General features: G+C 40.5%; 13 protein-coding genes. 10 read left to right on the top strand and 3 right to left on the bottom strand.

Features of this window, described 5'->3' with window-relative positions:
* Positions 1 to 139: 139 nt before the first annotated feature.
* Positions 140 to 1,459, top strand: coding sequence for a PhoH family protein (locus tag ABC361_RS12315; RefSeq protein WP_413075768.1), 1,320 nt, complete (start codon positions 140 to 142; stop codon positions 1,457 to 1,459).
* On the opposite strand, the gene ABC361_RS12310 is transcribed toward ABC361_RS12315, so the two are convergent.
* On the bottom strand, positions 1,456 to 1,968 hold the full coding sequence (locus tag ABC361_RS12310) for a peptidyl-prolyl cis-trans isomerase (RefSeq protein ID WP_413074243.1): 513 nt from the start codon (positions 1,966 to 1,968) through the stop codon (positions 1,456 to 1,458). The two genes, ABC361_RS12315 and ABC361_RS12310, sit on opposite strands and share 4 nt — an antisense overlap.
* A 162-nt stretch (positions 1,969 to 2,130) precedes the next feature.
* Here ABC361_RS12310 and ABC361_RS12305 point away from each other — a divergent pair, with 162 nt between their 5' ends.
* Both ABC361_RS12305 and pyc read left to right on the top strand, forming a co-directional pair.
* Positions 2,131 to 2,409, top strand: a complete 279-nt coding sequence (locus tag ABC361_RS12305) for an Fpa/YlaN family protein (RefSeq protein WP_035398491.1) — start codon at positions 2,131 to 2,133, stop codon at positions 2,407 to 2,409.
* Positions 2,410 to 2,541: 132 nt separating this feature from the next.
* A complete protein-coding gene (gene pyc / locus ABC361_RS12300; protein ID WP_413074242.1) occupies positions 2,542 to 5,988 on the top strand; it encodes a pyruvate carboxylase in 3,447 nt (1,148 codons plus the stop codon).
* Positions 5,989 to 6,074: 86 nt separating this feature from the next.
* Here the strand turns inward: pyc and ABC361_RS12295 are convergent, their stop codons facing one another.
* Positions 6,075 to 6,989 (bottom strand): COX15/CtaA family protein, encoded by a 915-nt coding sequence (locus ABC361_RS12295; protein ID WP_413074241.1) that lies wholly within the window; start codon positions 6,987 to 6,989, stop codon positions 6,075 to 6,077.
* Positions 6,990 to 7,351: 362 nt separating this feature from the next.
* Here ABC361_RS12295 and coxB point away from each other — a divergent pair, with 362 nt between their 5' ends.
* The 6 genes from coxB (at position 7,352) to ABC361_RS12265 (ending at position 12,570) form a co-directional block, all read left to right on the top strand.
* Complete coding sequence (gene coxB / locus ABC361_RS12290; protein ID WP_413074240.1) at positions 7,352 to 8,386, top strand: cytochrome c oxidase subunit II; 1,035 nt, start codon at positions 7,352 to 7,354, stop codon at positions 8,384 to 8,386.
* A gap of 29 nt (positions 8,387 to 8,415) precedes the next feature.
* Positions 8,416 to 10,290: a cytochrome c oxidase subunit I gene (gene ctaD / locus ABC361_RS12285; RefSeq protein ID WP_413074239.1), complete on the top strand. Its 1,875-nt coding sequence runs from the start codon at positions 8,416 to 8,418 to the stop codon at positions 10,288 to 10,290.
* 1 nt (position 10,291) lies between these two features.
* Complete coding sequence (locus tag ABC361_RS12280) at positions 10,292 to 10,915, top strand: cytochrome (ubi)quinol oxidase subunit III (RefSeq protein ID WP_099301179.1); 624 nt, start codon at positions 10,292 to 10,294, stop codon at positions 10,913 to 10,915.
* Positions 10,916 to 10,917: 2 nt separating this feature from the next.
* Entirely contained in the window at positions 10,918 to 11,265 is a 348-nt protein-coding gene (locus tag ABC361_RS12275) for a cytochrome C oxidase subunit IV family protein (RefSeq protein ID WP_099301178.1), read from the top strand.
* A gap of 214 nt (positions 11,266 to 11,479) precedes the next feature.
* Complete coding sequence (locus ABC361_RS12270; protein WP_413074238.1) at positions 11,480 to 12,025, top strand: DUF420 domain-containing protein; 546 nt, start codon at positions 11,480 to 11,482, stop codon at positions 12,023 to 12,025.
* Positions 12,026 to 12,090: 65 nt separating this feature from the next.
* Positions 12,091 to 12,570, top strand: coding sequence for a TcaA NTF2-like domain-containing protein (locus ABC361_RS12265; RefSeq protein ID WP_413074237.1), 480 nt, complete (start codon positions 12,091 to 12,093; stop codon positions 12,568 to 12,570).
* A gap of 56 nt (positions 12,571 to 12,626) precedes the next feature.
* Here ABC361_RS12265 and ABC361_RS12260 read toward each other — a convergent pair whose 3' ends face one another.
* A complete protein-coding gene (locus ABC361_RS12260) occupies positions 12,627 to 12,980 on the bottom strand; it encodes a YugN family protein (protein ID WP_099301175.1) in 354 nt (117 codons plus the stop codon).
* Between the two features lie 175 nt (positions 12,981 to 13,155).
* Here ABC361_RS12260 and ABC361_RS12255 point away from each other — a divergent pair, with 175 nt between their 5' ends.
* Entirely contained in the window at positions 13,156 to 14,250 is a 1,095-nt protein-coding gene (locus ABC361_RS12255; protein WP_413074236.1) for a CAP domain-containing protein, read from the top strand.
* Positions 14,251 to 14,327 lie beyond the last annotated feature (77 nt).

The following is a 14,327-nucleotide window of genomic DNA, read 5'->3' as shown; positions in this document are numbered from 1 at the left end:
CTCTCATAATAATCAATAATCACTCGTCTAAGTTCTTGTCTTCATTCATACGATTAAAAGGAGAGGAAGCTTGCTTCATTGAAAGGCAAATTCTTGACGCACTTACTTAGGAGGCGTTTTTTTGACTAATGCCAAGAAAATGTATGTTCTTGATACGAATGTACTATTACAAGATCCGTATTCGCTCTACCAATTTCAACCTCATGACGTCATTATTCCAGCAATTGTTCTTGAAGAAGTTGATTCAAAAAAGAAAAATATGGATGAAGTAGGCCGGAATGCTCGTATGATTGCGAGAATCATTGATCAATTAAGAGAAGATGGAAAGCTCCATACGGGAGTCGCTTTAAAAGAAGGAGGGTCCGTTCGAGTAGAACTAAACCATCGTTCGTTTCAACATTTAAAGCATGTGTTCGCTGAAATGACAAATGACAATCGCATTATAGCTGTTGCGCTAAATTTACAAATGGAAGAAAACGAGAAGGCAAATGGACGAGATGTTGTGCTCGTGAGTAAAGATGCACTCGTTCGTGTGAAAGCAGACTCGTTTGATCTGCTGACGGAAGATTTCCTAAATGATCGGGTCATTGAAAGTGATGAGGGTTATAATGGGTATAAAGATTGCTATACAAATCAAGAAGTCATCAATGCATTTTATAAAAATGGAGAAATTTCCGTTGATGAATTAGAGGTAGATCAGCTTTATCCAAATCAATTTGTTATTTTAAAAGATTATACGCAAGCTTCAAGTTCCGCCATCGGCAAAGTTGACTTACTAGGAAAGAAAGTAAAGCCGTTAATCGGGGAACATGATCATGTATGGGGGATAAAGCCGCGTAATGCTCAGCAAAAGATGGCATTTGAGCTGTTGCTTCGAAATGATTTGCCCCTCGTCACGTTGGTCGGAAAAGCAGGGACGGGCAAAACACTTCTTTCATTAGCGGCAGGACTGTTGCAAACAGAAGATTTGCACCTTTACAAAAAGCTTATTGTCGCTAGGCCTGTCGTCCCCTTAGGAAAAGATATTGGCTATCTACCAGGTGAAAAAGAGGAAAAGTTAAAGCCGTGGATGCAGCCAATCTACGATAATTTAGAGTTTTTATTTGATACAAAAAAACCTGGAGAACTGGACCGAATTCTTGCTGGCATGAGTTCAATTCAAGTGGAGGCCCTCACGTATATTCGCGGAAGAAGTATACCTGATCAATACATTATTATCGACGAAGCTCAGAACTTAACGAAGCATGAAGTGAAAACGATTTTGACTCGAGTTGGTGAGCGAAGCAAAGTTGTCTTGATGGGAGATCCGCAACAGATTGATCATCCATATCTTGATGAATATACGAATGGGCTAACTTATGCGGTTGAAACGTTTAAAAAAGAAGCGCTGAGCGGCCACATTAAATTAATTAAAGGGGAACGTTCAGCGCTTGCACAACTAGCGGCAGATTTACTTTAAACAAATTTGAGTTGCTTCACGCGTTTGATGGCCGTTTTACTCGTGCCGTCTGCTACGTAAAGGTGTACAGGTCCATCTTCCTTTAAAGGCTGTCCATGATCAGAGAAAGCAGCAACTAAATAATCCGCTTTTTCAATCGGCAGGGTTACGTGTTGATTTTCCGTCGTTTCAACTAAAATGGACTGAGCATCATCATAAGGTGCAGCGTTGCGGATAAATGAGCGCAACGGCATGCCGAAAGAACCGTTAATTAATTCTTGTCGATCATATTTGATTCGATTTGAATCGCGATTTGGGTTTGGTGGCTCAGAGCCTTGAAGCATTTCTTTATCAAATTGCTTTGAAATTTTTTGTGTATAATTTGCTAAATCATTATCATCCTCAAGTGGTATCGTGGATTCAAAAAAAGTCTGTAAATCAATCTTTCTTTCATCAAAAATCCAAACAGTTGGATCAATGGTTAATGGTTTCTTCACTTTACCAGAAATAAAAAAAACAAATTCTTGCATGGAATCCCTCCAAAAAGTATGTACGATAGTGAAAAGTATACGCCTTCATTTGATATTTGTCACGATTAGAAACTTATCTAGCGTAATGAAAATGATTGCAATTTGACGCAAATGTCTATAGTATGGAAAGTAGGACACTAACTCAGACGAGGAGGGGATAATTTGACGTTACATGCTGTGACAAGCCAAAGTGAAAAAGCGTACAGTTTACTTCAAGAAGATGCGGAAAAAATCCGTCAGCTTATTGAGGTTCAGCTTGAAAACTTAACAATGCCGCAATGCCCCCTCTACGAAGAGGTTTTAGATACAAGAATGTTTGGTTTATCAAGGGAAATTGATTTTGCCATTCGACTTGGGCTTGTTGAAGAAGAAAAAGGGAAAGGAATCTTAAGTGAGCTAGAGAGAAAACTAGCGTTGCTTCATGATTCTTCTCTAAAGTAGTAGTACCAAACCGGGACGCTGATGCGCCCGGTTTTTCTGAAACCTTTTTTATGCATATTAGTTGCGAAATTTAGAGAAATCAGTCAAAGTAAAAAGAAAATACTTAAATGCTTGAGGAGAGGGAATACGTACATGAATGGACTACATAACATTAATAAAGTTTTAGTAGCAAACCGTGGTGAAATTGCTATTCGGATTTTTCGTGCATGTTCTGAGCTGAATATCCGTACTGTTGCCATTTATTCAAAGGAAGATACAGGCGCGTTCCACCGTTATAAAGCGGATGAGGCTTACTTAGTTGGAAAAGGAAAGAAACCGATTGATGCTTATTTAGATATTGAAGACATTATCGCTACAGCGAAAGCTCATGATGTAGACGCTATTCATCCAGGATACGGATTTTTGTCAGAGAATATTGAATTTGCTAAACGTTGTCATGAAGAGGGCATCCGTTTTGTTGGTCCGGAGCTCGAGCATTTAGAAATGTTTGGCGATAAAATTCAAGCGAGAGAGCAAGCTTTAAAAGCGGGCCTCCCAGTAATTCCAGGTAGTGACGGACCTGTAAGTAATTTAGACGAAGTGAAATCATTTGTTCAAGAGCACGGCTATCCGTTTATTATTAAAGCATCTTTAGGCGGCGGTGGCCGTGGAATGAGAATTGTTCGTGCGGAAGAAGAATTAAAAGAAGCGTATGACCGCGCAAAGTCTGAAGCCAAATCAGCGTTTGGCAATGATGAAGTCTATGTTGAAAAATTTGTTGAGCGACCAAAGCATATTGAAGTTCAAATTTTAGCGGACAAGCATGGCAATATTGTTCATTTACATGAGCGTGATTGTTCCGTCCAACGTCGCCACCAAAAAGTGGTCGAGATTGCACCCAGTGTCTCGTTAACAGATGAAGTGCGTAACAAGATCTGTGATGCTGCTGTTCAGTTAATGGAGAATGTCCAATATGTCAACGCTGGTACAGTCGAATTCCTTGTAACCGATGACGGAGCTTTTTACTTTATTGAAGTTAATCCTCGTGTTCAGGTTGAACACACGATTACGGAAATGGTAACAGGCATTGACATCGTACAGTCACAATTAAAAATTACAGCAGGGTACAAATTACACGAAAAAGAAATTAACATTCCTGCTCAGAAAGATATTCATTGTTTTGGTTTTGCGATTCAGTCTCGTGTGACAACGGAAGATCCTGCAAATGGGTTTATGCCAGATACAGGTCGTATTAACGCCTATCGTTCAAGTGGCGGGTTTGGTGTCCGTCTCGACGCAGGGAATGGCTTCCAAGGTGCCATTATTAGCCCGCACTACGATTCACTTCTAGTAAAAGTATCGACGTGGGCATTAACATTTGAAGATGCTGCACTGAAAATGGTTCGGAACCTCCGCGAATTCCGAATTCGAGGCATTAAAACAAATATTGCCTTTTTAGAAAATGTTGTCACTCATAGCCAATTTTTAAATGGCGAGTATAACACAGGCTTTATTGATCAAACGCCAGAATTATTCGTATTCCCTAAGCGTAAAGACCGAGGCACAAAGATGCTGTCGTTTATTGGGGAAACGGTTGTAAATGGGTACCCAGGTTTGCAAAAAGGAGAAAAGCCTCTCTTTGATACGCCTGTGTTACCAAGCTTTGATCAAAACGAAACTGTGAAACCTGGAACGAAGCAAATTTTAGATGAAAAAGGTCCGGAAGGTTTAGCTCAGTGGGTAAAAAACGAGAAAAACGTGCTTTTAACCGATACAACGTTCCGAGATGCCCATCAATCGTTACTTGCTACACGTGTGCGAACACATGACTTAAAGAAAGTGGCAGAACCGACTGCTCATTTACTGCCAGATCTTTTTTCAATGGAAATGTGGGGCGGCGCAACGTTTGATGTAGCTATGCGATTCTTGCATGAAAATCCGTGGGAAAGGCTGCTCGTGTTGCGTGAGAAAGCACCAAATATTTTGTTCCAGATGCTCCTCCGTGCATCGAATGCGGTTGGATACACAAGTTATGCCGACAACGTCATTTATGATTTCGTACAAAAATCAGCCGATGCAGGGATCGATGTGTTCCGAATCTTTGATAGCTTAAACTGGGTTGAAGCGATGAAACCGGCTATTGATGCAGTGAGAGAAAGTGGAAAAGTTGCAGAAGTAGCCGTTTGTTATACAGGAGATATTCTTGATAAAAACAAGACAAAGTATGATCTTGCTTATTACAAAAAAATGGCGAAAGAGCTTGAAGCTTCTGGCGCACATATTTTAGCAATTAAAGATATGGCGGGTCTCTTGAAACCTGAAGCAGCCTATCAACTCGTAAGTGAACTGAAGCAAACCATTGATATACCGATTCACTTGCATATGCATGATACGAGTGGCAACGGCGTCTTCTCCTATGCACGTGCAGTTGAAGCTGGAGTGGATATCGTCGATGTGGCTGTTAGCTCAATGGCTGGATTGACCTCGCAACCGAGTGCAAATAGTCTTTATTACGCGTTGGCAGGAACGGAACGTCAGCCGAAAATGAACATCGAAACCTATGAAAAGCTTGATCAATTTTGGTATGATACACGCAAGTTTTATCAAGGATTTGAAAGCGGCATGAACGCTCCACACACAGAAGTTTACGAGCATGAAATGCCAGGTGGACAATATAGCAATCTACAGCAGCAAGCAAAAGCTGTTGGGCTCTATGAAAGATGGAATGACGTTAAGAAAATGTACCGAACGGTCAATGATATGTTTGGAGATATTGTCAAAGTAACGCCATCTTCCAAAGTCGTAGGCGACATGGCGCTTTATATGGTACAAAATGAGCTGACGGAAGAAGACTTGTATGAAAGAGGGGCAAGTTTGGATTTCCCTGATTCTGTTGTAGAGTTCTTCCAAGGACAGCTAGGGAAACCGTATCAAGGGTTTCCTGAAGAATTGCAGCGCATTATACTAAAAGGCAAGATGCCAATAAAAGGGCGTCCTGGCGCTGAGTTAGAACCAGTTGATTTTAAAGCAGTAAGCGAGCAGTTATATAATGAACTTGGACGTCAAGTTACAAGTCATGATGTCTTGTCTTATTTGCTCTATCCAAAGGTATACAAAGAATATGAAGAATTTAGTGAGCGATTTGGTGATGTTTCTGTGCTTGATACGCCAACATTCTTCTATGGGTTACATCTTGGAGAAGAAGTCGAAATAGAAATCGAACAAGGGAAAACCCTTATTGTTAAATTAATTTCCATTTCTGATCCGCAACAAGACGGCACCCGAATCGTGTACTTTGAACTTAACGGACAGCCCCGTGAAGTAAATATTTTTGATTTAGATGTAAAGACAGATGCTGTTCTCCGTCCAAAAGCCGAGAAAAATAATTCAAGTCATATTGGAGCATCAATGCCTGGTACGGTTGTGAAAGTGCTTGTTTCTGAAGGCGATGAAGTGAAAAAAGGCGATCACCTCATGATTACAGAAGCAATGAAGATGGAAACAACCGTGCAAGCTGCTAAGAATGGTGCGGTGAAGAAAGTCCATGTCAAAGATGGCGAACCGATTTCGACTGGAGATCTATTAATAGAAGTAGAATAAGGAATGAAAGCTTGCTGATCATTGACGTTCAGCAAGCTTTTTTACTGAAAAAACCTTCATGACAAGTTCATCATGAAGGTTTGATTTTATTTCCGTTTATGGCGAAGAACGAGCATCACCATATAGCATAAAACGGTAAAGAGAAGTGAAATGAGTAATGCGTGGAAAATACCAATGGTTAGCGTCGAATTTTCTGTTAACACAACTGCGATACCAGAGGCTGCTTGTCCAGCAACAAGAATAATTGTTAGTACAGAACAAAACACCAATACTGCTTGAGATCGATACGTTTTTAATGTCCAAATAAATAAGATTACCAGTAACGCAACGAGAATCATGGCTGCTCCCCGGTGTAAGAGTTGAACCGCAATTCCGCTATGAAAAATAGATGGAATGAGCTCCCCATTACAAAGTGGAAAACCTGAGCAGGCAAGTGTTGCGTCACGGTGCTTAACGTAAGCGCCAGTATAAATCGCTAAGTAGGAGTAAATGGTCGTTCCAATTACAAACCATTTGTATGACTTTGAGACAATTGGTACATAATGTCTTTTAGGGTTGCTGTCTTCAAAGGCAAGCCTCGTAAGCAAGACAACAGAAGCAAAGGATAAGGCTGAGAACCCGAAGTGAAGGGCCATAATTAAATCAGATTGGCCAAATACAACAGCGCCTGCTCCTAATAATCCTTGAAAAATAATCATGAAAACTGAGATGATCGCTAGAAATTTTGTTTCTGGGAGATGTTTTAACTTTCTCCATGACCAGATGGCCATTAGAATAACGAGCATCCCGACAATGCCTGCAATCAAGCGGTGTGAGAATTCAATAACGGTTTCAGGTGGAGGGTCAATAGGAATGACTTGTCCAAAACAAAGGGGCCATGTTTGGCCGCACCCTTCACCAGAATCCGTGTTTGTGACAACGGCTCCTTGTATTAAAACAAGAAGAACACCTAATGAGGTGAATACGCCAAATCTTTTTAGTCCTTTATGCAATCGTTTCACCTTTCCTTCTATAAACTTGTTGAAAAGTATGATAAAGTTAGTATGGGTCTTATAATGTACTTTCTCCATGATAAGAAAATGAACAGGGTAAAGTCAATTTTTCAACTGCGAACAATTTTTGAAGATTGTAAATGTGAAAATCATGTGAACAAAAGGAATTTGATGAAACCGCCCACATTTTCGGTTATAATCGATATTGTGGGAGAATGTAAGAATATGTGTGTGAGTAAATGTACATATTCCGCCATGAATAAAAAAGGTTGTATCCGTTTTCGAATCTTGTAAACTGTTCAACCATTTTGTTATTCACGCCGCTGTTTGAAAAGGCCAAGACAATTACATAGAAAGTGAGGGAAACGAACATGTTAAAAAACCTACTGTGGCGCTTAACACCTGCAGCTCTTGTGCTTGTTTTTTTATCAGGCTGTCTTGGTGAAGAAAACCTAACTGCTCTTGATCCAAAAGGAGAAGCGGCACAATGGATCTACGATAACATGATCTTGTCATTAATTATTATGACATTTGTATCCGTTGTCGTGTTTGCAATTTTCTTCATTATCGTCGTGAAATTTCGTCGAAAAGAAGGCGATGATGAATTACCTGAACAAGTTCACGGAAATACAGCGATGGAAATTACCTGGACTGTAATCCCAGTGCTCTTACTCATCATCTTATTTATTCCAACCGTAACAGGAACGTTTGAATTCCATGTTGATGCTGACCCAGCTGAGCATGAAGATGCGGTATACATAAACGTTACTGGACACCAGTACTGGTGGCAGTTTGATTACGAAGAAGGCTTTACCGCTGGCCAAGAAGTGTATATTCCTGTTGGAGAACGTGTAGTATTTGAACTTAACGCAGAAGATGTGATTCATTCCTTCTGGGTACCTGCTTTAGGTGGAAAAATTGACAATATTCCTGGAATTTCGAATGCCCTATGGTTACAAGCAGATGAACCAGGTGTTTACCTTGGAAAATGTGCTGAATTATGTGGCCCATCTCATGCCCTTATGGACTTTAAAGTCATTGCGCTAGAGCGTGACGAATATGACCAGTGGGTCGATGACATGCAAGGTGTTGAAGCAGAAGAAACAGCCGCGAACGCAGAAGCAGGATACGAAGTGTTCCAAGAGAATGCGTGTATTAACTGTCATGCGATCGGTGGAGAAGGAATGGCAACAGGCCCAACGTTATCAAACTTTGGTGACCGTAAAAAGTTTGCCGGCGTTTACGATATGGATGACGATGAAGAGCTTGCAAATTGGATTCGTAATCCTGAAGAGTTAAAGCAAGGCAATAACATGCCAGCTCATGATATCAATGATGAGGATATGGAAGACTTAATCGAGTACTTACGCTCACTACAAGTCCGTCCAGCAGATTCGGATTATTAAAAGGAAGATTGGGTAAAGGAGGGTCTTGATTGGCTAGTTATAAAAAAGAAAAAGGCGTCATTTGGGACTGGCTAACAACGGTTGACCATAAAAAGCTCGGCATCATGTACTTGATCGCCGGGACGCTTTTCTTCTTAAAAGCTGGACTAATGGCTGTTTTCATGAGAATTCAGCTCATTATACCTGAAAATAGCTTTTTAACCGGACAAACGTTTAATGAATTTATTACGATGCACGGAACCATTATGTTGTTCTTGGCAGCCACCCCGCTCTTATTTGCATTTATGAACTTTGTTATACCGCTTCAAATCGGTGCTCGAGATGTTGCGTTTCCGTTCGTCAATGCATTAGGATTCTGGATTTTCTTATCAGGTGGTTTATTACTATCAACAAGCTGGTTTTTTGGTGGAGGACCAGATGCAGGTTGGACTGCTTATGTTCCCCTATCACTAAATGAAGAACAACTAGGACTTGATTTCTATGTACTTGGACTTCAAGTTTCAGGGATTGGTACACTGATCTCAGCCATTAACTTCTTAGTAACAATTATCAACATGCGTGCACCAGGAATGACGATGATGCGCTTGCCTTTATTCGTATGGACATCATTTGTTACATCAACGCTCATCTTGTTTGCATTTACGCCACTTGCTGCAGGACTTGCGCTTCTCATGCTCGAACGGATTTTTGACGCGCAATTCTTTAACCCAGCAGCTGGAGGGAACGTTGTCATTTGGCAACATATTTTCTGGATCTTTGGTCACCCGGAAGTATATATTCTCGTGCTGCCAGCATTTGGGATTATCTCTGAAGTCATTCCTGCCTTTTCAAGAAAACGCTTGTTTGGGTATACGGCAATGGTCTTTGCCACAATGATTATCGCGTTTCTTGGATTTATGGTTTGGGCTCACCATATGTTTACAGTCGGTATAGGACCAGTAGCAAACTCCATCTTTGCGATTGCGACGATGACGATTGCGGTACCAACCGGTATTAAAATCTTTAACTGGCTCTTCACCATGTGGGGCGGTAAAATCACCTTTAATACAGCGATGTTATTTGCATCATCCTTTGTTCCAACCTTCGTACTTGGTGGGGTAACAGGGGTCATGCTTGCAATGGCACCTGTCGATTACTTATACCATGATACGTACTTTGTTGTAGCGCATTTCCACTACATCATTGTCGGTGGGATTGTACTTGCGCTGTTTGCCGGTCTCTTTTACTGGTATCCAAAAATGTTTAATCATAAGTTAAATGAGAAGTTAGGTGTTGTGTTCTTTATCCTCTTCACGATCGGTTTCCATTTAACGTTCTTCGTTCAGCATTTCCTTGGATTAATGGGAATGCCGCGCCGCGTGTATACATATTTAGGCGGTCAAGGACTGGATGAATTTAATATGATTAGTACAATTGGAACATTCTTTATGTCAGCTGCAGTCATTGTCCTTGTAATTAACATTGTGTACTCAGCGATTAAAGGAGAGCGTGTTATTGGGATTAATGATCCGTGGGATGCACGGACGTTGGAGTGGGCTACACCAACACCTGTTCCAGAATATAACTTTGCTCAAACACCACAAATTCGTTCACTCGATCCACTTTTTTACGAAAAAGTACATGGTGACGGAACGATGAAACCGGCTGAACCTGTTGACGAGATTCATATGCCAAATGGTTCCATTTTGCCAGTGATCATCTCAATTGGTTTGTATTTCTTAGGTTTTGGTTTAATTATGTTAGAAATGTCAGAGCCATTTATTAGCCCGTGGATCGTTGTTGCTTTAGGTGGTTTACTCACATTTGGTGGGATGGCAGCTCGTTCGATTAAGGACGATCACGGCTATCACATTCCGAAAAGCGTCATTCAATCGGATCTTAAAAAGCAAGGAGGTGGCAAATAATATGGCTGGTGCAGTTGATACATCCAAGGGTTTACCTTCTCACCCGGAAAGGGCGACGCTGGAAGGAAAGAATAAGTTTTTAGGTTTTTGGTTCTTTCTAGGCGGGGAAACCATCATGTTTGCCACTTTCTTCGGAACATATTTAGGGTTACGTAATGGTGTTGGAAGCGGTCCAGCTTCTGATGAAATATTTGCACTTCCGCTTGTGTTTATCATGACAATGATTCTTTTAACGAGCTCGATGACAAGTGTGTTGGCGATGTTTGCCATGAAGAAAAACCAATTTAGAAAAATGATGACATGGATGATTATTACAGTCGTTCTAGGTGCTGTTTTCTTAGGGTTAGAAATTTACGAGTTCCAGCATTATGTTCATGATTATGAATTTGGTTTTACAACAAGTGCATTTTCGTCTTCATTCTATACACTTGTTGGGTTACATGGTGCCCACGTGTTGTTTGGCCTTTGTTGGATCACATTGCTTATCATTAAAAACATGCGCACAGGTATTACGTTAACGAATGCTCCGAAGTTTTATGTTGCAAGTCTTTACTGGCATTTCATCGACGTTGTTTGGGTATTTATCTTCACCGTCGTTTACTTAATGGGAGCAGGAGGTTATTAATTATGGCTGACGACCACTTAAGCAAACCGTTTGAGAAAAGTTCACTAACAGCTGCTGAAAAGCGTGAAATGAAGCGAGATATTAAAAAACAGTTTATCGTTTTTATCTTACTCTTGTTTTTAACGGTTCTCGCGTTTGTCGCTGTAGGTGCAGACCTTATTCCAAATAACTTTGCGGTACCATTTATTTTAATTCTTGCGATCGTGCAGTTACTTCTGCAACTTTTGTTCTTCATGCATATGAAAGATAAAGACCATGCTTGGGCAACCGTATTTATGATTACAGGAATCTTTGTAACCATGCCGACGATTGTGGCATTAATGCTGTTAATTGGTGTTGTGAAGTATTAGGAAGAATGAAGAACGGCTAAAGGAAAAAGCGGGTATGGACACGGCGCCATATCCGTTTTTCTTTTTGTTTTATCAATTTGTTCAATAGGTTGAAATTGTGTGTCTACGTTTATTGTTCACTAGATTGTAAATACTAGAGCTAGTGTGGGATGGTATCAATTTGTAGTATACTTAGACTATACAGTTGAGAAAGTTTTACTAAGGAGTGACAACTATGGACAATGGTTTTGACAAACCAATAAAAAAACGAAATTACAAACCAGCTATTATTATTATTTCGATTGTATTAATTGGTGCGATTGGGATTTTAGCTGGCTTGCCAGGCGTTGATGACTTTGATGCGTTTGATGTAACCATCCTTCCGCTAATGAATGCCATTTTTAATACATTTACGTTCTTGTTTTTAGTCGGTGCATTAATTGCAATTATGAAAGGAAAAGTACGCATTCATAAGCGCTTTATCTATGCTGCATTCGTTACAACAACCTTTTTCTTGTTTACGTATGTTGGGCACCATTTCTTAGCTGAATCAACAGCGTTTGGTGGAGAAGGGTTTGCAAAGTACTTTTATTATTTCATTTTGATTACACATATCGTGTTAGCTGCGGTAATTGTGCCGTTAGCCCTCACAAGCGTTGCGAGAGCTTGGAATGGCGAGAATCAAAGGCATAAGAAAATTGCCCGGTGGACGATGCCGATATGGCTCTATGTGAGCTTTACAGGTGTATTAGTTTACATCTTGATTTCACCTTACTATTAAAGGTTCCCCTCCATTTAGAACTTTTGTATACTAATGAAAGACAGGGTGGACAGAAAGGGTTTGTTGTGCGAACAACTAAACATGTACTTCCCCTTCTGGTAATGATGCTACTGCTTGCTGCGTGCGGGTATAGTGAACCAGAAAATTTGGAAGAAATTAACGATGAAGAAGTGGTTGAATCGATTACAACATTTGTGCATGATTATAAGGATGAGATGTTGTTAGCGATCAATGAGAATCAGACAGAGCGGTTAGAGGAAGAGTTTCTTATTCCAAATACATCGTTTTATCATGCTTTACATCGATTAAAAGAAGATTTACAAAAAAATAATTCACGTAAAGAGCTCGTCTCTTTAGAAGTAGGCGACGTCTGGTTTGAACCTGAAGAAGGGGATTACTACGCAGACGCACATGAACACGTTCAAGTTGTGACAGGTGACGATGTAGAAGATATTGAACGAGAGATTCGTTTTCATATTATCGAAGGTTCAGATGGGACATACCGTCTGTATACCATTATTAATGTGAATGAAGAAAGGTATTAAAGGCAAATGAAAGGTTGCTTGCTATAAAAAAGAGCCGTCGCAAGGGACAGCTCTTTTTATAGTTCATCTTCAATTCGTTTAGCTAACAACTCTAGCTTCTTTTTTGATTTTTCGACGATAGCGTCAGGGAATGTTTCTCCTTCGTATTCTACGCCGTGTGGGTAATAATGCTTTCCTAAAACAGGACTCATAATTTGGACGATGGTTGATTGAGCTGGGATATCGCCCTTCACCGCGTAAACAGGTACTCTTAAGTAAAAGGTTCCTTCGTGGTGCACCATTTTGTAGTCAAACATTGCGCGCTCGTAATCCCACTGATCGGCATGGACGAAGCCAACTGATTCTGCTGAGTCATGTACGAGTGTAAATTTAATTTGATGGTTTTCTAGACCTGTTTCCGTGAATTTCAAAAGTATTCCTCCTTAACTAGCTGTTTCACACTTCTTAATCATAGTATGAAACGCTTTCTTATGCAACGTTTTAACAGATCTTTTCCTCTGACCCTGTAGGAAGATGGAAGGTTTTATTCAACTTGAGAGGATCCAACAGCGATATCCTACAGGATAAAGGAAGGAGTGGTACTGCGTGTATAAACGCCTCGGTATATTATCCGTACTATTAGTCATTTTATTTCTCTTAATTAATGAGTATCGCCAACTCCCCTCAAAAGTGGTGGTTGGCCATGAGTTATCAACAAAGCAACCATCTTTACATATGGACTATACGAGTCGAGCAACCCCTTCTTTTTTAGAACAAGATGAGACGATTGCCAATACGGAACAAGACGAGTCAGTAGCATTTTCTTCTAATATTGGGTCGCTTATGGGCTTAAACACCGAAGAGATTATTGATGCACTTGGAGATCCAAAGCGTATTGACCCTTCAGCGTTTGGCTATGAATCATGGATTTATAATAATGTTGGTGAAGGGTATTTAACAATTGGTGTAAAAGATGATCACGCAGTCACTGTGGTCGCACAAGGTTCTCCAATCCATTCGTTTCTAGGTGAAGGCGAGCATAGCTTTGAGACGTTAAATCGGATGTTCTTGTTCGATGATACGGTTCCACTGGAAACCGAAACAGGCTTGTTTACATTTCAGTTAACTGAACAAGACGTGCAAATGAGGCCGTTAGCACAAGTGGGCGATTATTATATTCAATTTTATATGGATATCCATACAAATACATTGGCTTCGGTTCGGCTAATGACAGACGAAGTATTGTTGAACCAGCGGCCTTATTCATTTCGATATACAAACGAGCTGCCTGAGAAAGCCTCGCTCAGTCGATCTGACATGGAAAAAATTGATGAAGCGAACGAGAAGCAAATTTTTGAACTAACAAATGCAATACGAACGAGTTATGGGTTAGAGGCGTTTGCTTGGGCGGATGATGTCGCTCAAGTGGCGTACAATCACAGTAAAGATATGTACGATGAAGATTATTTTGATCATGTCTCGCCTGTGCATGGGACGCTGCTGGATCGTTTTCACGCTGGACATGTTTCGTTTGCTGAAGCAGGGGAGAATATTGCTTTCAACTATGTAGACGGTATTGCGGCTGTTGGTGGTTGGTTAAACAGTGATAGTCATCGCACAGTGTTGCTTCACGAAGAATTTACTGATCTTGGCGTGGGCGTCCACAACTCGTATTACACGCAAAACTTCTCGGTTGAATAAAAGAGGGAACGAATAGTTAAAGGTACGGATTGACCAACGTCTATCCGTACCTTTTTGTATGAAAAAAGCCCATAAAC

The sequence above is a fragment of the Shouchella phoenicis genome, assembly GCF_047238345.1.
Classification (GTDB): domain Bacteria; phylum Bacillota; class Bacilli; order Bacillales; family Bacillaceae_D; genus Shouchella.
Note: the sequence above shows the minus strand (reverse complement) of the source record. Positions and strands in the feature narration are given on the sequence as shown.